The organism is Streptosporangium becharense, assembly GCF_014204985.1.
Classification (GTDB): domain Bacteria; phylum Actinomycetota; class Actinomycetes; order Streptosporangiales; family Streptosporangiaceae; genus Streptosporangium; species Streptosporangium becharense.
In genome coordinates this window covers 5,724,693-5,742,298 of record NZ_JACHMP010000001.1, presented here as the reverse complement: position 1 = coordinate 5,742,298, position 17,606 = coordinate 5,724,693, and the positions used below count along the sequence as shown (strand labels likewise).

Genomic DNA, 17,606 nt, shown 5'->3' with positions numbered 1-17,606 from the left:
AGTCTGTGGTAATTTGCTGAAGTCTGGTGGATTTAAGGAGTGAGTCGATGCTCGCCCAGCAGCGGCAGCAGGCGATCCTGGAGAAGGTGCGCGGCAGCGGCGGCGTCAGGGTCGCCGACCTGGTGCGGGAACTCGGCGTGTCCGACATGACGATCCGCCGCGACCTGGAGGTCCTGGCCGAACGCGGCCTGGTGAAGAAGGTGCACGGCGGCGCCACCGCCGCCGGGCCCGGATCGACCGAGGAACCGGGGTTCGCCGCCAAGTCGGCCCGTCAGCAGCCGGAGAAGGAGGCGATCGCCCGCCACGCCGCGCGGCTCGTCCAGCCCGGCACGGCCATCGCCCTGTCCGCCGGGACGACCACCTGGACGCTCGCGCACTTCCTGACCGAGGTGCCCGACCTCACCGTGATCACCAACTCGATCCGGATCGCCGACGTCTTCCACCGCTCTCCCGGGGGCGACCGCACGGTCGTGCTGACCGGCGGGGTTCGCACCCCGTCGGACGCCCTGGTCGGCCCGGTCGCGGTGACGGCGATCCGGGGGCTCCACGTCGACACGCTGTTCCTCGGGGTGCACGGGATGAGCACCCGCGCCGGGTTCACCACACCCAACCTGCTGGAGGCGGAGACCAACCGGGCACTGGTCGCCTCCGCGCACCGGCTGGTCGTGCTCGCGGACCACACCAAATGGGACACGGTCGGGATCAGCACGATCGCCGAACTGTCCGAGGCCCACGTCCTGGTCACCGACTCCGGCCTGCCCACCGAGGCCCGCGAGGAACTCGCCGCCGCGGTGGGCGAGCTGATCATCACCGAACCGCAGCAGGAGAGCGAGGCCCTGAGCCGATGAAGCGCACCGTCACCCACCTGGCCGACGGCCGCGAGCTGTTCTACTTCGACCGGCGGGACGACGCGGACCGCGGCGCGATCGACGAACGCGACCTGCCGCCCCGCCCGCCGGCCTCGGAACTGCGTTACGACCCGCTCACCGAGGAGTGGATCGCGGTCGCCGGTCACCGTCAGGGCCGCACCTTCCTGCCACCGGCCAGCGAGTGCCCGCTGTGCCCGTCCCGCCCCGGCCGGCTGACCGAGATCCCGTCCCCCGACTACGACGTGGTGGTCTTCGAGAACCGCTTCCCGTCCTTCTCCACCCAGCCGGGGGCGTACGAGCAGGTCGGTGGGTTGAGCGAGGTCCGCGCGGGGGCGGGCCGCTGCGAGGTGGTCTGCTTCACCTCCGACCACGACTCCTCCTTCTCCCGGCTCTCCCCCGAGCAGGTCGAGCTGGTCATGGAGGCGTGGATCGACCGCACGGCGGAGCTGTCCGCGGTGCCGGGCGTGGAGCAGGTGTTCTGCTTCGAGAACCGGGGAGCGGAGATCGGGATCACGCTGGCCCACCCGCACGGTCAGATCTACGCCTACCCGTACGTCACCCCGCGCACCAGGACCACCCTGGAGGCGGCCCGGCGCCACCGGGAACGGACCGGCGGCAACCTGTTCGCCGACGTGCTCGCCGCAGAGCGGGAGGCGGAAGTCCGGGTGGTCGCCTCGAACGAGCACTGGACGGCCTTCGTCCCGGCGGCGGCGCGCTGGCCCGTGGAGGTGCATCTCTACCCGCACCGCCGGGTGCCCGACCTGGGGGGTCTGGAGCCCGCCGAGCGGGCCGCGTTCGGGCCGCTCTACACCGACGTCCTGCGTCGCCTCGACGGGTTGTTCGACATGCCGATGCCCTACATCGCGGCCTGGCACCAGGCCCCGGTGAACGTCGGCCGGGATCTGTCGTACGCGCACATGGAGCTGTTCAGCATCCGGCGCGCGGCGAACAAGCTGAAGTATCTCGCCGGATCGGAGTCGGCGATGGGGGCGTTCGTGAACGACGTGCTGCCGGAACAGACAGCACATCTTTTGCGCTCCGTTGTCACGAATTAATCACCGATAGGCATCAAGTTAAGGTCGCAGGAGTATTGGAATACCACTATTATCCTTCCCACATCAGCACTAACTGCTGATATGCCTAATCCCAGGCGCCTCGCCAGGGAGCCGGGGACCCACCGCATCTGGGGTGAATCCACATCGATGGACGGGCTTCCTCCAGCCCGAACCCGTCAGCTAACCCGGTAGGCGGAAGGAGAGGAGAGTCGTGGCGGCCTCGTCCACCACGTTCCGTCGCCACGCGGTCTGGGTTCTCTGCCTAGGTGCTGCCGCGGCGTTCACCCTCGGTGCCCCCACCGCGGGCGCGGCCCCCAAACCGACCGAGGCCGAACTCCGTGCCGAGCTGGCCAAGCTCGGCAAGAAGGTCGACAAGCTGATCGAGGTGTACGCCGCCAAGCGCGCGGCGCTCGGGAAGGCGCAGAAGGCCGAAGCGGTCGCCAAGAAGAACCTGCAACGGGCGGAGACCGCCTACACCGACGCCAAGAAGCAGATCAGCTCGATCGCCCAGATCCGCTACCAGACCAGCGCGGAGAGCCTGCCCGCGATGTTCTTCGCCTCCGACCTGAGCGGTGCGGCGATGATGGAGCAGCTCACCGCCGAGCAGAGCGCCCACCTGGAGGGGTTCGCCGGCCGCCTCGACGACAGGGAGGAGGCCGCCGAGGAGGCGGCCCAGCTCACCGACGAGATCAGACAGGAGGCCGAGGAGGTCCAGACCCAGCGCGACGAGGTCGAGGACCTGATCGACGACATCAAGGGCAAGCTCGACCGGCTCGTGCCCGTCGGCTCCGGCCGCCGCGCCGACGGCACCTGGATCCCCCAGCTGCCCACCGGCGCCGACAACATCACCGACCGGACCCGGATCATGCGCGACGCCGTCATACGCCGCTTCGACCTGCCCTACACGGTCGGCTGCTACCGGTCCACGCAGGACGGCGGCGAGCACCCCCTGGGCCGTGCCTGCGACTTCATGATGAGCACCGGCGGCGCGATGCCCTCGGCGGCCAACCTCAAGCTCGGCGACGAGATCGCCGCCTGGGCCCTCAAGAACAAGGCCAGACTGGGCGTCAAGTATGTGATCTGGCGCCAGCGCATCAACCACGGCTCCGGCTGGCGCTTCATGTCCGACCGCGGCGGCGTCACCGCCAACCACTTCGACCACCCGCACATCTCGATGTACTGACCATGCGGCCCCGGAGTGGCGCGAACGGCCACGACACCGCCACCGGTCCCGGCCGGCCTGCCGCCCCGCCGGGCGGGGACGACCGGCGAAAAAAGGTATGACAACGGCGGGACGTCCCGACAGGATGGAGAACCATGACCGACACCCGGATCGATCCCCCCTTCATCGCCGACGAAGGCCCGATGCTGCACGCCTGGCTCGACTGGCACCGGGAGACCCTGGCCGTCAAGTGCGCGGGGCTGACGGAGGAGCAGTTGCGCCTGCGCTCGGCGGAACCGTCCACGTTGTCGCTGCTCGGCCTGGTCCAGCACATGACCGACGTCGAGCGCAACTGGTTCCGCAACGTGCTCAACGGTGAGGGCACCACCGGGATCTACTACTCCGACGACGATCCCGACGGCGACTTCGACACTCTGGAGACCCCGGTCGACCAGGTGTTCGAACGGTGGCACGGAGAGATCGCGCACGCCAGGAAGCTGTCGGCCGGGCTGCCGCTGGACGAGGTGGGCAAGGCGCAGCGCCGCGGCCAGGACGTCTCGTTGCGCTGGATCCTCGTCCACATGATCGAGGAGTACGCCCGGCACAACGGGCACGCCGACATCATCCGCCAGCGGATCGACGGGGTCACCGGCGAGTAGCGGACTCCCCCAGCGCCTCGGCGATCACCTGGTCGAGGTTGGCCAGGTTCGCCGGGCGGGCCGTGGCGGCCTCCGCGAAGCGTGCGAGCAGGCGGGCGAAGGTCTCCCGGTCGGATTCGTCCCAGTCGGCCATCAGGCCGTCCAGGTAGGTCCGCCGGTGACGGACGACGACGTCGAGCACCCTGCGGCCCCGGTCGCTGAGTGTCAACCGGGCCCGCCTGGCGTCGACCGCCGACTCCTCGCGCTCCACGAACCCCGCGCCGACGGCGTCGTTGACCAGCCTGCTGGCGGTGGACGGGTCGACGTCCAGTTGTTCGGCGACCGCGCCCACGGTCACCTCGGGCACGTCCAGGCTGAGCTTGTGCACGGCGTGCACGACCATCACGTTCGACATCTGCACCGGGCGCTGGGGTTCCCCCGCCCTGCGCGGACGCAGCGGCCGCGCCCATATCCGGCGCAGCCGGAACAGCGCCACGTCGATCAGCGCTCCGGGCGTCCCGTCGTTCACGGCGCCACCGTCAGCCGGAGAGGCGGACGGGGTTGACCAGGTCGGCGTACATCAGCAGACCGGCCATGATGATCATGACGAAGGCGATCGCGTAGGTCAACGGGAGCGCCTTGGCGATGTCGACGTGGCCGGGCGTGGGGCGGCGGGTGACGCGCGCGAAGCCCCGCTTGAGGCCCTCCCACAGGCCACCCGCGACGTGGCCGCCGTCCAGCGGGAGCAGCGGGAGCAGGTTGAACAGGCCGATCGCCAGGTTGAAGCCCGCCAGCAGGTTGATGAAGATGACGATCTTGTTCTCCAGCGGGGCCGCGGACGCGGCGATCTCACCGCCGATACGGCTGACGCCGATGACGCCGATCGGGCCGTTCTTGTCGCGTTCGTCACCGGAGAAGGCCGCGTTCCAGACGCCGACCATCTTCTCGGGGAAGCGGAGGAGCGAGGCGGCGGTGGCGGAGGTGAGGTCTCCCATGTGCTCCACCACGGCGCCGAAGCTCTGCCGCTCGATGACGGTCGTCGGGCTGACCCCGAGGTAGCCGACCCCCTTTTCGATCTTGCCCGGTTCGTCGAGGGACTCGCGGTCCTGGGCGATAAGGGTGGCGTTCAGGGTGATGTCCTGACCGGCCCGCCTGACCCCGATCTCGACGGGCCCGGCGCCGTTGGCCCGGATGGCCCGGGAGGCCGCCTCCCAGGTCGCGGTGGGCTTGCCGCCGACCGAAAGGATGACGTCACCCGGCCGCAGCCCCGCGGCACTGGCCGGGCTGGGCCGGTCGGCCGCGGTGCACTCGGGGTTCTTGACGTAGTCGGCGGCGGTCTTCACGCACTGCGGGATGGAGGCGATCTCGTTCTTCTGCACCTGGATGCCGAAGCCCATCAGCACGACGCCGAACAGGATGAAGGCCAGCAGGAAGTTCATCGCCGGGCCGCCCGACATGATGATGACCTTCTGCCACCAGGGCTTGCGGTAGAAGACCCGGTCTTCGTCTCCCGGGCGGACCTCCTCCAGCGCCACCTCGCGTGCACTGTCGATCAGCCCCTGCCAGGGGCCGGTGGAGACCGAGCGGAGCGTGCCGGGGGCGTCGGAGGGGCGGGGAGGCAGCATGCCGATCATCCGGATGTAGCCGCCGAGCGGCAGCCACTTGATGCCGTACTCCGTCTCGCCCTTGCGCCGCGACCACATCGTCGGGCCGAACCCGACCATGTACTGCGTCACCTTGACGCCGAACCGCTTGGCGGGCACCAGGTGGCCGATCTCGTGCAGCGCGATCGACAGCATCAGCCCCACCAGGAAGATGACGATTCCGATCACGTAGGGCCAGATCACAGGTTCATACCCCCGTCGGTTTCACCGGCAACACCCCATAAGAGATTAGCCCACATATCACGATCGCACGCCGCCGCCGGACGGACCGGTGGATCAAGCCGCTTGCGCACCCTTTGCCGAGAGGAGAGACTTCGTTGACATTGAGCGATCATCCGATCACTCTTTGTGGGAAGAAGTCGGGAGAGGAGCGTTTTGATAGGAATCCTGGTTGCCGAGCATCTGCCCCTGGTGCGGCGCGGGCTGGTGTCGTCGCTGGAGTGCCAGGCCGGCCTCAAGGTCGTGGCCGACGTGGCCAACGGTGAGGCCGTCGTCCCCGCGGCCCTGCGGTACGCACCGGAGGTGGCGGTCATCGACCTGGATCTGCCCGGCACGGACGGGTTCACCGTGGTGCTGCGGCTGCGCGAAGAGGTGCCCGGCTGCCGGGCTCTGCTTCTGGCCCGCGATCCGAGCCCCCGCCAGGTCCGGCAGGCCTTCGCCGTTCACGCGCTCGGTTTCATGAGCCTGGAGGTGGGCCCGGAGCAGCTGGCCGACGGGGTGCGCAGGGTCGCGGCCGGCCGCCGCGCGGTCGACTCGGAACTGGCGGTGGCCGCGCTGAGGTCCGCGGAGAACCCGCTGACCCGCCGGGAGCTGGACGTGCTCCGGCTGGCGGCCCAGGGAGCCGGCCCCGGCGAGATCGCCGATCGGCTGTTCCTGTCGGTGGGAACGGTCCGCAACCACCTGTCGCGCATCATGTGCAAGACCCAGGCGCGAAACCGCCTCGACGCGGTCCGCATCGCCGACGACGCCGGCTGGCTCTGACGGTTCCGGCCCGCTCCGGTGCCCGCGGAAGGACGCGGCCGGAGGACACACGGAGGGCACACGGAGAACCATGGAAGCCCACAGAAGACACGGAGCCCGGCGGAGGGCAGTGGGCCCGGAGTTCCCCCTCAGGGACGCCAGATGAGGATCAGAGCGCAGTCGTCGTTGTGCCCGGCCGACATGGAGGTGACGAGGTTGCGGGCGCCGTCGCGGAAGCCCGAGGGCACCAGACGCTCGGCCTCGCCCAGCAGGCGGTCGAGGCCGGCGTCGATGTCCCGGCCGGGCTGCTCGATCAGGCCGTCGGTGTAGAGCATGAGGGCGTCGCCCTTGCGGAGCATGCCCTGGTCGGTCTCGCAGTGCAGGTCCGGCACGACCCCCAGCACGACACCCTTGGCGGTGGAGACCCGCCATGTCCCGGCGCCCGCCTCGAACTTGACCACCGGGGGATGGCCGGCCGAGGTGATGGCGTACTCGCCGGTGGCGAGGTTGAGCCGGACGTGGACGGCCGTGACGAAGCCCTCGGACTCGCGCTGGCGGTGCAGGTAGGCGTTGCAGGCGGGCAGGAAGTCGGCGACCGAGCCGAGCAGCCCGCCGAAGGTGCCCGACAGCAGCAGCGCCCGGGTGCCCGCGTCGACGCCCTTGCCCGACACGTCGACCAGGGCGAGCTCCAGCATGTCGCCCTCGCGGATCGAGACCAGGAAGTCACCTCCGAAGGAGGAGCCGCCGGCCTGCTTGAGCACCACCTTGGAGCCCCACCCCTTGGGCAGCGCGGGCAGGTCGCTCTGGTTCTTGAGCCGGTCGCGCAGCTCCAGCAGCATCGCGTCGCCGCGCAGCCCCTGCACGCCGAGCTTGCCCCGGGTGCGGGCCATCAGCATGGCGAGGACCGCGGTGAAGGCGAAGGCGGCCAGCAGGCCGGGACCGATGTGCCCGACCCCCCGCACCACGGCCACGTGGACGAGGGAGACCGCGACGGCGCACAGCAGCTTGGCGAGGCTGACCGGCCGGAGCTGGAGCCCGCCGACGAGGGTGATCGGGATCATGAGCGCCGGGGAGAACCACTCCATGGAGACCCGGGCGGCCAGCCCGCCCAGCGCCAGGGTGAACACGATCAGCGTGATGAGCAGGTTGCGGTCGCGCGCCAGGGGCCCGCGGCGCAGGAAGCGCACGACGGGCACCAGGAACGGGATGCGGACGAGGAACGCACGGAGCGCCGGAGGCAGCAGCGGCACCGGACGGGAACTCATGATGCGCTCGACTGTATCGGGCCGTCTCCCGTTTGGGCAGCCCACTTGACCAAGGCCTTGATCACTAAGCAGGGATATTAGATGGCAGGAACGATTTGCCCGGCCTACCGTAGGGAAAATGACTCTTAACCTACGCCCTGTTTCCGAGGCGGAATGGCCCGACTGGATCATGGTCGATGAGGAGGCGTACGCCACCCCGATTCCGCCGCACCGCAACGATCTGTACCGGGGCACCGCGGAGCTCGACCGTTCGCTTGGCGTCTTCGACGGTGACTTGCTGGTCGGTACCGCCGCGGTGTGCAGCTTCACCATGACGGTTCCCGGCGGACCGATCCCGGTCGCCGGTGTCACCGCGATCTCCGTGCTGCCCTCGCACCGGCGCCGGGGCATCCTGTCCTCGTTGATGACCCGGCAGTTGTCCGACCTGCATGAGAAGGGTGAGGCGGTCGCCGCGCTCTACGCGTCGGAAGCCGCGATCTACGGGCGGTTCGGGTACGGCCGGGCGACCGACTCCCTGACGTTCCGCATCCCCACGGCGAGTGCCGCCTTCGCCCCGCACGCCCCGGTCGATCCGGCGCTGCGGCTGCGGATCGCCAGGCCCGCCGAGGAGCGGCCCCTCCTTGAGAAGATCTTCGACGCGGTGCTCGAGCGCCGGCCGGGGATGTACGCCCGTACGCCCGCGCGCTGGAACATGGTGCTGACCGACCACAGTGCCGACCAGCACGGCGCCGGGCCGCTGCGTGCCGTGGTGGTCGAGGACGGGAGCGGTCCCCGCGGCTACGCCCTCTTCCGGATCAGGCCGGGCTTCGACGACCACGACATCCCGAACGGCGAACTGCGGGTCCGGGAGCTGTTCGCCCTCGACCCCGCCGCGTACGCGCTGCTGTGGCGGCACCTGCTGGACCGCGACCTGGTCTCGCACGTCACGGCCGGCGGCCGCCCGTCGGACGACCCGCTGATCCATCTGCTGGCCGAACCGCGCAGGCTCGGCGCGTTGTGGAGCGACGAGCTGTGGGTCCGGGTCGTCGACGTCGAGCGGGCGCTGCCGGCCCGTCGCTACGCGGCGCCGGTGGACGTGGTGATCGAGGTGGAGGACACCCTGTGCCCGTGGAACGCCCGGCGCTGGCGGCTGACCGCCGGCCCGTCCGGTGCCGTCTGCATCCCCACCGGGGACCCGGCGGACCTGACGCTCCCGGTGAGCGCGCTTGGCGCGGCCTACCTGGGCGGACGCGGGCTGATGCCGCTGAGCGCGGCAGGAGTGGTGCGCGAGTCGCGTGAGGGGGCGGCCCGGGAGCTGTCCGCCGCGATGCGCTGGGACCCGGCTCCCTGGGCCGGTCTGCTCTTCTGACCACCGGGCGTCGCGGGCGGCTATGGTGGCGCCATGGCACTGCAGAGCTTGCAGATCACCCCGATCACCGCGATGCGGGCCCGCGACGTCTCGCGTCCCGCCCGGGAGCAGCAGGAGGCCGCCGACCGCCGGCCGCTGCGCGACGAGACGCCCCGCAGGGAGCCCGCCCGCAGGGACACGACGCGCGGGGAGCCGCCGCGGCGGGAGGCCGCCAAGCGCGACTCCCCGCGTCACCGGTAGCTCCGGTGAGGCCGGGGCGGGCGGCGGCTCCGCCCCGGCGCGGGGTCACGGCAGGGACGGAAGCTCGCCGGTCGTCTCGTACGAGGTGAGCTGGGCGATCCGGCGGCTGTGCCGCTCGGCTCCCGAGTAGGGGGTCCGCAGGAAGATCTCGACGAACCGGGTCGCCTCGTCCAGGGTGTGCATCCGCGCACCGAGGCTGACGACGTTGGCGTCGTTGTGCTGGCGGGCGAGCTCGGCGGTCTCCTCGCTCCAGGCCAGGGCGGCACGGACGCCGCGCACCTTGTTCGCGGCGATCTGCTCGCCGTTGCCTGAGCCGCCGATGACGACCCCGAGGCTGCCGGGGTCTGCGGCGACGCCCTCCGCCGCCCGCAGCACGAACGGCGGGTAGTCGTCCTCGGCGTCGTAGACGAAAGGACCGCAGTCCGTGACCTCGTGGCCGTGCTCCTTCAGCCAGGAGACGACGTGGTTCTTGAGCTCATAGCCGGCATGGTCGGCACCGATGTAGACGCGCACCCGCCCAGTTTCGCAGGTGCGCGAGGACGGCTCGACCCCGGCCCCGGCTAGAGTAACAACCGGTATCCTCCATGACCCCTTACAAGAGAGAGCCTCACATGCGTGACATCCGAGTGGTCGGAGATCCGGTCCTGCGCACGCCCGCCGAGCCCGTCACCGACTTCGACCGCGAGTTGCGGCGACTCATCGACGAGATGTTCGAGGTGATGTACCGCGCCCAGGGCGTCGGCCTGGCCGGCCCGCAGATCGGCGTGTCGAGGCAGATCTTCGTCTACGACTGCAGCAACCGCAAAGGGCATGTGATCAACCCGGAGCTGATCGTCGACGACGATGCCGAGGTCCTCAGCGAGGAGGGGTGCCTGTCGGTCCCCGACCGTGCGACCGGCACCCCGATCTACGCCAAGACGCCCCGAGCCGCCGGGGTCACCGTCCGCGGGCTGGACCGGCTGGGCCGCCCGGTCCAGGTCAAGGCCCGCGGCATGCTCGCGCGCTGCTTCCAGCACGAGACCGACCACCTCGGCGGCAGGCTGTACGTGGACCGGCTGGCCAAGGAGGCCGCCAGGAAGGTCCTGCTCCAGGCGCCCTGAGCCACCGGAGCGGCCGCCGTCAGAGCTGGAGCGACTTGATCTCCAGGAACTCCTCCAGACCGAACTCGCCCAGTTCGCGGCCGAGACCCGACTGCTTGTAGCCGCCGAAGGGCGCCAGCGGGTTGAAGCGCCCGCCGTTGACGGAGACCTGGCCGGTGCGCAGCCGACGGGCGGTCGAGACCGCGCGCTCCTCGTCGCCGGCCCACACCGCGCCCGCCAGGCCGTACGGGGTGCCGTTGGCGATGGCGACGGCCTCGTCCTCGCCGCGGGAGTACGGGATGATCGCCAGGACCGGGCCGAAGATCTCCTCCTGCTCGATGACCATTCCCGGCTCCACCCCGGCGAAAACCGTGGGCTCCACGTAGAAACCCCGGTCCAGCGGACGGTCGGCACCGCCGACGACCAGCCGGGCCCCCTCCTCCTGGCCCCGGTTGATGTAGCGGACCACCCGGTCGCGCTGGGCGGCGGAGACGAGCGGCCCGAGCCTGGTGGTCTCGTCGAAGGGGTCGCCGACGGTGTACTTCGCGGCGGCCTCGGCGGCGAGGGCGACGGCCTCGTCGTACTGGTCGCGATGGACGATCATGCGGGTCCAGGCGGAGCAGGTCTGGCCGGAGTTGACGAAGGCGTTGGCCACCGTCGCCTTGACGGCCGTGCGCAGGTCGGCATCCGGCAGGATCACGCTGGCGGACTTGCCGCCGAGCTCCAGGGCCACCCGCTTGACGGTCTCGGCGGCCAGGGAGGCGACGCGGCGCCCGGCCCTGGTGGAGCCGGTGAACGACACCATGTCCACGTCGGGGTGGGTGGCCAGTGCCTCGCCCACCACCGGGCCGTGGCCGCTGACCATGTTGAGGACCCCGGCGGGCAGTCCCGCCTCCTGGAGGATTCCGACGAGCGCGTAGGCCGCCAGCGGCGCGACCTCGCTGGGCTTCAGCACGACCGTGCAGCCGGCGGCCAGCGCCGGGGCCACCTTGCAGACGATCTGGTGGAGCGGGTAGTTCCACGGTGTGATGGCGGCGACCACGCCGACCGGCTCGCGGAGGATGCGGGAGTTGCCCACCCGCCCGCCCTCGAAGTCGTAGGTCTCGGCGAGCTGGGCGTAGGAGGCCAGCACCCCGGCCGGCACCAGCGTCTGCACGTTCATCGCCAGCCCGTACGGGGCGCCCATGTCGGTGGCGATGATCCTGGCCAGCTCGGCGGAGCGGTCGCGGATCAGCCCGGCCGCCGCGGCGAGGATCTTGCCCCGCTCCGCGGCCGAGGTGGCGGACCAGGCGGGGAAGGCCGCGCGGGCGGCGGCCACGGCGACCTCGACGTCCGCGGGCGACCCGGCGGGCACCCGGTCGATCGTCTCCTCGGTCGCCGGATTGACCACGTCGATGCCCTCGCGCGACGCCGAGGGCTGCCAGGCTCCGTTCAGATAAAGGTGCCGCATACCCCTCATCCTTGCGTGCGTGCCGTCATTGTGCGAGAACCCGGCAGGTCACATGATGAGCACATGCCGGCCGGACGGAGATCATGTTTCGGCCGGTCGCGGCGGATCGCCGCGGCGAGCGCCCGGTCGTTGCGAAGAGCGTACGGGGAAGCGCCCGCCCGGCGGGCGAATAGCCACGATCCTTAAAAATTCGTGATATCCGGATAAGGGCGGCATTTGATCTTCAATGCCGCTGAACCCCTTCAAGGGGGGCGGATGCCCCGGTCCGTCCGGCGCCGGACGGACCGGGGCACGCGGCGCGGATCAGTCGAAGATCGGGGGCCGGGTCCGGGTGCGCTTGATCTCGAAGAAGCCGTCGAATCCGGCGACCAGCCGGACTCCGTCCCACAGCCTGCCCGCCTCCTCACCCTTGGGAGCGGGCGAGACGACCGGACCGAAGAACGCGACGTCCCCGACCGCGATCACCGGGGTGCCGACGTCCTGACCGACCCGGTTGATGCCGTCGTCGTGCGAGGCACGGAGCACCTCGTCGAACTCCTCGGAGTCCATCGCGTCGGCGAACCCGCGGTCCAGTCCGGCCGCGGCCAGGGACTCCTCCACGAGCTCGCGGAGACGGTCCGGCTCCTTGAGCCCGCCCCGGTTGTGGAAGCGGACACCGAGCTCGGTGTAGAGGCGGCCGACGGTCTCGGAGTCGTACTTGTGCTGCACGGCGGCGACCACGCGGGCCGGGCCGAGGGCCTTCTCCGTCAGCTCCCGGTACTCGGCGGGGATCTCCTTGTCCTCGTTGAGGATCTTCAAGCTCATGATGTGCCAGCGGGGCTCGATCGATCGGACCTTCTCCACCTCCAGCAACCAGCGGGACGTCATCCAGGCGAACGGGCAGAAGGGGTCGAACCAGAGATCGACGGGGATTCGCTCAGTCATGTTTGCGCTTCCTGGTCATGAGGCTTGTTCGTCCAGCACAACCAGAAGGCCGGAGTTCCCTATTCCACCGGTGGATTAATACCTTGACTTGGTGATTCGTCCTCGGATCTGATGATCACCTCATGGACGGGCCCTCAAGGCGGCGGTCCCGCGCCTTACGTGGCAGGATTCAGTCACCCCTTAGCAATGGAGCGGGGGATGTTGTGAAGAGGGAGCGGTAGTGGCAGGCAATCTGACCCGTGACGAGGCGCGCGAGCGCGCACGGCTGCTCAGCGTGCAGTCATATGCGGTGGAACTCGACCTGACCGAGGGGGAGGAGCGCTTCGAGAGCGTCACCACGGTCCGCTTCACCTGCACCCGGCCAGGCGCGGAGACGTTCATCGACCTGGCCGGCGCCAAGGTGCGCAGGGTCGTCCTGAACGGCGTCGAGCTGGACGTCGACGGATACGACCCGGAAGCCGGGCGACTGCCGCTGCCGGGCCTGGCGGAGGCCAACGAACTGCGCGTCGACGCCGACTGCTCCTACAGCCGCACCGGTGAGGGCCTGCACCGGTTCGTCGACCCGGTCGACAAGAACGTGTACCTGCACAGCCAGTTCGAGACGGCGGACGCCCACCGGATGTACGCCTGCTTCGACCAGCCCGACCTCAAGGCGACCTTCGAGCTGACCGTGCTCGCGCCGTCCACCTGGGAGGTCGTCTCCAACGCGGCGGCCGACGAGACGCTGGAGCTGCCGGAGCACCACGGCAAGCACGGCGCCCTGCAGGCGGCCAAGCGCTGGCACTTCCCGCCGACCCCGGTGATGTCGACCTACATCACCGCGCTGTGCGCCGGCCCTTACCACAAGGTGACCTCCGAGCACGACGGCATCCCCCTGGGACTGTACTGCCGGGCCTCCCTCGCCGAGCACCTCGATCCGGAGAACCTCTTCGAGGTCACCCGGCAGGGCTTCGACTTCTTCCACCGGGTCTTCGGGGTCCGCTACCCGTTCGGCAAGTACGACCAGCTCTTCGTGCCGGAGTTCAACGCCGGCGCGATGGAGAACGCCGGATGCGTGACCTTCCTGGAGGACTACGTCTTCCGCTCGCGCGTCACCGACGCGGTGATCGAGCGCCGCGCCGAGACGATCCTGCACGAGATGGCGCACATGTGGTTCGGCGACCTGGTCACCATGCGCTGGTGGGACGACCTGTGGCTGAACGAGTCGTTCGCCACCTACGCCTCGGTGCTCTGCCAGGCGGAGGCCACCCGCTGGGGCCAGGGGGCGTGGACGACCTTCGCCAACGTGGAGAAGGCATGGGCCTACCGCCAGGACCAGCTGCCCTCGACCCACCCCATCGCGGCCGACATCGTCGACATGCAGGCGGTCGAGGTCAACTTCGACGGCATCACCTACGCCAAGGGCGCCTCGGTCCTCAAGCAGCTCGTCGCCTACGTGGGTCTGGACAACTTCCTGGCCGGCGTCCGCGACTACTTCGCCGAGCACGCCTGGAAGAACACCACCCTCGCCGACCTGCTGGTCGCGCTGGAGCGCACCTCCGGCCGTGACCTGTCCTCCTGGTCCAAGGAGTGGCTGGAGACCTCCTGGGTCAACACCCTGCGTCCGTCGTTCACCACCGACGCCGAGGGCCGCTTCCTGACCTTCGACGTGCTGCAGGAGGCGCCGGCCGACTACCCGACGCTGCGCTCACACCGCGTCGCCATCGGCCTGTACTCCCTGCGGGGTGAGGAGCTGGTCCGGGTCAAGCGGGTCGAGCTCGACGTGGTCGGCGCGCGCACCGCGGTGCCCGACCTGGTCGGCGAGGTGCAGCCCGACCTGGTCCTGATCAACGACGACGACCTGACCTACGCCAAGGTCCGGCTCGACGAGCGTTCGCTGCGCACCCTCGTCGAGGGCGGCATCAGCAGGTTCAGCGAGTCCCTGCCGCGCGCTCTGTGCTGGTCGGCGGCCTGGGACATGACCCGCGACGCCGAGATGTCCACCCGCGACTACCTCGCGCTGGTCGTCTCCGGGATCGAGTCGGTCAAGGACATCACGGTCGCCCAGACCGTGCTCCGCCAGGCCCGCCAGGCGGTCCAGCAGTACGCCGACCCGGCCTGGCGCGCCGAGGGCATGTCCCGCCTGGCCTCCGCGCTCCGCGCGCTCGTCACCGCTGCCGAACCCGGCTCCGACCACCAGCTGGCGTACGTGAACGCGCTGGCGGCCACGGCGGTCTCCGAGGACGACCTGGCCTTCCTGGCCGCCCTGCTGGACGGCTCGCTCGTGCTCGACGGCCTCACCGTCGACGCCGACCTGCGCTGGACGCTGATCCAGGGCCTGGTCTCCGGCGGAGTGCTCGGTGAGGAGGCCATCGCCGAGGAACTCGTGCGCGACGCCACCGCCACCGGCGAGCGCTCCGCGGCGAACGCCCGCGCCGCCATCCCGACGGCCGAGGGCAAGGAGAGGGCCTGGGCCTCGATCACCGGCGGTGACCTGAGCGGGGCGGTGCTCCGCTCGACGATCCTCGGCTTCATGGACCCGCGCCACCCGGAGCTGCTGGAGCCGTACGCGGAGAAGTACTTCTCCGAGATCGGCCGGATCTGGAAGACCTGGACGTCCGACAGCGCCCAGAACTTCGCCAACGGCTGCTACCCGGCGCTGGCCATCTCCCCGGAGACCGTCGCCAGGACCCAGGACCTCATCTCCGCCGAGCAGCCGCCGCAGGCCCTGCGACGGCTGCTGCTGGAGGGGGCGGACGGCATCAGCCGGGCGCTGCGTGCCCAGGCCAAGGACACGACGGCGGGCTGACCCCGCCGGGAAGCCGGAGCGGCCCCTCCCCGGGCCCGGCCGTACGGAGACGGGGTGCCCGCCGGGTGCCCCGTCTTCCGGGACCACCGGCGGTGGCACGGCACGCGGGCGTCTCTCGCCTTCAGGGTGACAGGCGCCTTCGCGGTTCGAGCAGCGGCAGGTGCTCGACGGTCACCAGGTCGTGCCGGAGCGCGAAGGAGACGAGCGCCGCGCGCTGCCAACCGGACGCACCCGGCCGTTCGGGCCCCTTCATCCGGAGCTTCACCCGGGCGAGGTAGTCGAGGTGGAAACCGACCGCCGAGCGGCCGAGGTTCAGGTGGGCCAGGCGCATGATGATCTCCGGGACGGTGGGGACCACGGTGGAGAGCGGGTCGCGCAGCCGGGGCTCGCACAGGGCCACCAGGATCAGGAAGTACTTGGCGGTGACGTCGAAGAAGGTGAGCACGCTCTCCTGCCCCTCGCGGGGCGCGCCGGGGTGGAGCAGCGCGTGCTCGGGGGCGAAGACCAGGAACGACGCCGGTTCGGCGGCCAGCCGCACCCGGGCCAGCTCGAAAGGGATCGGGGCGCGCATCCGGCCGGGCGACACCTTGACGAACTCGCCGTCGCCCTCGGGGTTCTCCACCAGGTAGGTCGTGGAGCGGCTCAGGTTGGAGATCGTCCAGTAGTCGTCGACCGCGTCGATCCGCCCGGCCAGGCGGGCGACGGCCGGATGAGAGAGCACCAGGCCGGCCGGGCCCCGGCCGAAGGTGAGGTGCTTGCCGGGGGTGACCTCCAGCACGTCACCACCGCGCTGGACGATGACCCCCGGGGTGATTCCTGAAACCTTGCAGATACCCACGGCGAGCATCCTTTCGCAGACTGTGAGCACCCGCAGGAAAAACAGAGAGGGAACGCCCGGACGCGCGCCACCGCCGGGAGCACCGGGAACCACCGGGAACCACCGAGACCATCGGAACCGTCCGGACCGCCGGGACCACCGAGATCGTCGAAGACTGATCCAGGACCACTGTCATGACCGCCGCGCCGGCGAGCCGGGGGAGCCGTCCGGCCCGCCGGTCGTCCGCGCCGCCGACCGGCCGCGCCGTCCCGTCCCACCCGACGGCGCTGATGGTCACCAACCACATCGAGCACCACATACTTCGCTATGCGCAGATAATGCTCATGTCACACATCGGCCGTGAGAGGCTGATCGAGTGGAATCGGCACGTGATCTGCTCGTCTCGCTGGCGCAGAGGTACGCCTTCGGCGACGTGGGAGCCCTCGCCTCGGGTGTCGTGGACGACGTGACCGGCGTCGAGGCGCTGTGCGAGTTCGGCCAGCGACTGCTCTCCCTCGACGCGGAGGACTTCGCCGCCGAGGCGCGTACCGTACCGGGTGACCTGCGGCGGCGGGCACGGGCCTGCACGATGCCGCAAACGCCGCGGGAGCAGCCGCGCGGGGCGCTGGAGTCGCTGCGGCCCGCCTACGGCCTCCTGCTGGAGGTCATCGCGGTCCGCTGGCACCGTCGTGAACTGAGCCCCATGGTCGCCGCCGTCCACATCGCCAGCGAGTACCTGCCGCTGCTCGCCTTCGAGCCGGTGCTCGGCAACGCGGGCGACCCCGCGCGCTGGCCCGCCGGCCTGACCGCGCCCGGCAGCAGGTTCGGCGTGATCGGCGACCGCGAGTGCGACCACACGAAGGCGGAGCAGTCCGCCGTCAACCGGACCCTGCGGGTGGCCGGGGAGCCCGCCGAGGGGTGGCGCGCCTACTTCGACCGGCAGCACAGCCAGGTGGCCGGGGCGCTGGCCACCTGCGTGGCCGACTGCCGCACCCCCTGCACCGCCATGGACTGGGTGGGGGCGGCACGGGACGACCTCGCCCTGCGTTCCCGGGTGGCCCTCGCCTTCGCCGACACCCCGCTGGTCCGGCTCCGGCACGCCGCCCCGGTGGGCCATGGCTTCGGCGTGCCCTCGCCGGAGGAGGTTCTGGAGGCGTGGGACCGCAGCCGGGCGATCCTGGCCAAGAACGACGTCGGCGGGGAGGCCGCCAGGGACGACGGCTTCCCGCTGCCGGGTCTGCCCAGCCTGTTCTCCGCCGTCGCGTCCGCGCCGGTGGCCCCCACGACCCTGCTGGCGGACATCACCGCCCACCTGGTGAAGCTGCTCCGGCGTTGAACGACCGGGCC

The 17,606-nt window shown here is 70.6% G+C and carries 17 protein-coding genes and 1 riboswitch; of the genes, 10 read left to right on the top strand and 7 right to left on the bottom strand.

Translation table 11 applies throughout. The features are described 5' to 3' along the window. The first annotated feature begins 47 nt into the window (after positions 1 to 47). From F4562_RS25250 to F4562_RS25235, 4 genes are all read left to right on the top strand, one after another. Entirely contained in the window at positions 48 to 848 is an 801-nt protein-coding gene (locus tag F4562_RS25250; RefSeq protein WP_184540821.1) for a DeoR/GlpR family DNA-binding transcription regulator, read from the top strand. Further along, the gene (gene galT / locus F4562_RS25245; protein WP_184540822.1) at positions 845 to 1,924 is read left to right on the top strand and encodes a galactose-1-phosphate uridylyltransferase; all 1,080 of its coding nucleotides are present in this window, start codon (positions 845 to 847) and stop codon (positions 1,922 to 1,924) included. The genes F4562_RS25250 and galT overlap by 4 nt, the downstream gene beginning before the upstream one ends. A gap of 72 nt (positions 1,925 to 1,996) precedes the next feature. Next, positions 1,997 to 2,133, top strand: a riboswitch (cyclic di-AMP (ydaO/yuaA leader). 2 nt (positions 2,134 to 2,135) lie between these two features. Next, entirely contained in the window at positions 2,136 to 3,107 is a 972-nt protein-coding gene (locus F4562_RS25240; protein WP_184540823.1) for a coiled-coil domain-containing protein, read from the top strand. Between the two features lie 134 nt (positions 3,108 to 3,241). Beyond that, a complete protein-coding gene (locus F4562_RS25235; protein WP_184540824.1) occupies positions 3,242 to 3,745 on the top strand; it encodes a DinB family protein in 504 nt (167 codons plus the stop codon). On the opposite strand, the gene F4562_RS25230 is transcribed toward F4562_RS25235, so the two are convergent. Next, entirely contained in the window at positions 3,732 to 4,253 is a 522-nt protein-coding gene (locus F4562_RS25230) for a MarR family winged helix-turn-helix transcriptional regulator (RefSeq protein ID WP_184540825.1), read from the bottom strand. The two genes, F4562_RS25235 and F4562_RS25230, sit on opposite strands and share 14 nt — an antisense overlap. 10 nt (positions 4,254 to 4,263) lie before the next feature. Then, complete coding sequence (locus F4562_RS25225) at positions 4,264 to 5,571, bottom strand: M50 family metallopeptidase (protein WP_311733930.1); 1,308 nt, start codon at positions 5,569 to 5,571, stop codon at positions 4,264 to 4,266. A 192-nt stretch (positions 5,572 to 5,763) separates the two neighbouring features. Between F4562_RS25225 and F4562_RS25220 the strand changes: the two genes are divergently transcribed. Next, entirely contained in the window at positions 5,764 to 6,369 is a 606-nt protein-coding gene (locus F4562_RS25220) for a response regulator transcription factor (protein WP_184540826.1), read from the top strand. Positions 6,370 to 6,497: 128 nt separating this feature from the next. Here the strand turns inward: F4562_RS25220 and F4562_RS25215 are convergent, their stop codons facing one another. Further along, positions 6,498 to 7,613 (bottom strand): PP2C family protein-serine/threonine phosphatase, encoded by a 1,116-nt coding sequence (locus tag F4562_RS25215; protein WP_184540827.1) that lies wholly within the window; start codon positions 7,611 to 7,613, stop codon positions 6,498 to 6,500. A gap of 118 nt (positions 7,614 to 7,731) precedes the next feature. Here F4562_RS25215 and F4562_RS25210 point away from each other — a divergent pair, with 118 nt between their 5' ends. Then, positions 7,732 to 8,961 (top strand): GNAT family N-acetyltransferase, encoded by a 1,230-nt coding sequence (locus F4562_RS25210; protein WP_184540828.1) that lies wholly within the window; start codon positions 7,732 to 7,734, stop codon positions 8,959 to 8,961. Positions 8,962 to 8,994: 33 nt separating this feature from the next. Continuing rightward, positions 8,995 to 9,201 carry a hypothetical protein gene (locus F4562_RS25205; RefSeq protein ID WP_184540829.1) on the top strand — a complete coding sequence of 69 codons (207 nt, stop codon included), beginning with the start codon at positions 8,995 to 8,997 and terminating at the stop codon, positions 9,199 to 9,201. A gap of 45 nt (positions 9,202 to 9,246) precedes the next feature. Here F4562_RS25205 and F4562_RS25200 read toward each other — a convergent pair whose 3' ends face one another. Next, positions 9,247 to 9,714: a ribose-5-phosphate isomerase gene (locus F4562_RS25200; protein ID WP_184540830.1), complete on the bottom strand. Its 468-nt coding sequence runs from the start codon at positions 9,712 to 9,714 to the stop codon at positions 9,247 to 9,249. A gap of 98 nt (positions 9,715 to 9,812) precedes the next feature. Between F4562_RS25200 and def the strand changes: the two genes are divergently transcribed. Continuing rightward, complete coding sequence (gene def / locus F4562_RS25195; protein ID WP_184540831.1) at positions 9,813 to 10,301, top strand: peptide deformylase; 489 nt, start codon at positions 9,813 to 9,815, stop codon at positions 10,299 to 10,301. A 19-nt stretch (positions 10,302 to 10,320) separates the two neighbouring features. On the opposite strand, the gene F4562_RS25190 is transcribed toward def, so the two are convergent. Both F4562_RS25190 and F4562_RS25185 read right to left on the bottom strand, forming a co-directional pair. Continuing rightward, on the bottom strand, positions 10,321 to 11,730 hold the full coding sequence (locus tag F4562_RS25190; protein ID WP_184540832.1) for an aldehyde dehydrogenase family protein: 1,410 nt from the start codon (positions 11,728 to 11,730) through the stop codon (positions 10,321 to 10,323). Between the two features lie 303 nt (positions 11,731 to 12,033). After that, complete coding sequence (locus tag F4562_RS25185) at positions 12,034 to 12,654, bottom strand: mycothiol-dependent nitroreductase Rv2466c family protein (protein WP_184540833.1); 621 nt, start codon at positions 12,652 to 12,654, stop codon at positions 12,034 to 12,036. Positions 12,655 to 12,874: 220 nt separating this feature from the next. Between F4562_RS25185 and pepN the strand changes: the two genes are divergently transcribed. Then, the gene (gene pepN, locus F4562_RS25180) at positions 12,875 to 15,442 is read left to right on the top strand and encodes an aminopeptidase N (RefSeq protein WP_184540834.1); all 2,568 of its coding nucleotides are present in this window, start codon (positions 12,875 to 12,877) and stop codon (positions 15,440 to 15,442) included. A 121-nt stretch (positions 15,443 to 15,563) separates the two neighbouring features. On the opposite strand, the gene F4562_RS25175 is transcribed toward pepN, so the two are convergent. After that, on the bottom strand, positions 15,564 to 16,280 hold the full coding sequence (locus F4562_RS25175; RefSeq protein WP_221206755.1) for an FHA domain-containing protein: 717 nt from the start codon (positions 16,278 to 16,280) through the stop codon (positions 15,564 to 15,566). Positions 16,281 to 16,635: 355 nt separating this feature from the next. Here F4562_RS25175 and F4562_RS25170 point away from each other — a divergent pair, with 355 nt between their 5' ends. Continuing rightward, the gene (locus F4562_RS25170; protein ID WP_184540835.1) at positions 16,636 to 17,595 is read left to right on the top strand and encodes a hypothetical protein; all 960 of its coding nucleotides are present in this window, start codon (positions 16,636 to 16,638) and stop codon (positions 17,593 to 17,595) included. The last annotated feature ends 11 nt before the right edge of the window (positions 17,596 to 17,606 follow it).

Bases quoted from the DNA above. Each gene is read 5' to 3' on its own strand.
- F4562_RS25250 (WP_184540821.1), top strand. From the start codon at position 48: ATGCTCGCCCAGCAGCGGCAGCAGGCGATCCTGGAGAAGGTGCGCGGC.
- galT (WP_184540822.1), top strand. From the start codon at position 845: ATGAAGCGCACCGTCACCCACCTGGCCGACGGCCGCGAGCTGTTCTAC.
- F4562_RS25235 (WP_184540824.1), top strand. From the start codon at position 3,242: ATGACCGACACCCGGATCGATCCCCCCTTCATCGCCGACGAAGGCCCG.
- F4562_RS25215 (WP_184540827.1), bottom strand. From the start codon at position 7,613: ATGAGTTCCCGTCCGGTGCCGCTGCTGCCTCCGGCGCTCCGTGCGTTC.
- F4562_RS25210 (WP_184540828.1), top strand. From the start codon at position 7,732: ATGACTCTTAACCTACGCCCTGTTTCCGAGGCGGAATGGCCCGACTGG.
- F4562_RS25205 (WP_184540829.1), top strand. From the start codon at position 8,995: ATGGCACTGCAGAGCTTGCAGATCACCCCGATCACCGCGATGCGGGCC.
- def (WP_184540831.1), top strand. From the start codon at position 9,813: ATGCGTGACATCCGAGTGGTCGGAGATCCGGTCCTGCGCACGCCCGCC.
- F4562_RS25190 (WP_184540832.1), bottom strand. From the start codon at position 11,730: ATGCGGCACCTTTATCTGAACGGAGCCTGGCAGCCCTCGGCGTCGCGC.
- F4562_RS25185 (WP_184540833.1), bottom strand. From the start codon at position 12,654: ATGACTGAGCGAATCCCCGTCGATCTCTGGTTCGACCCCTTCTGCCCG.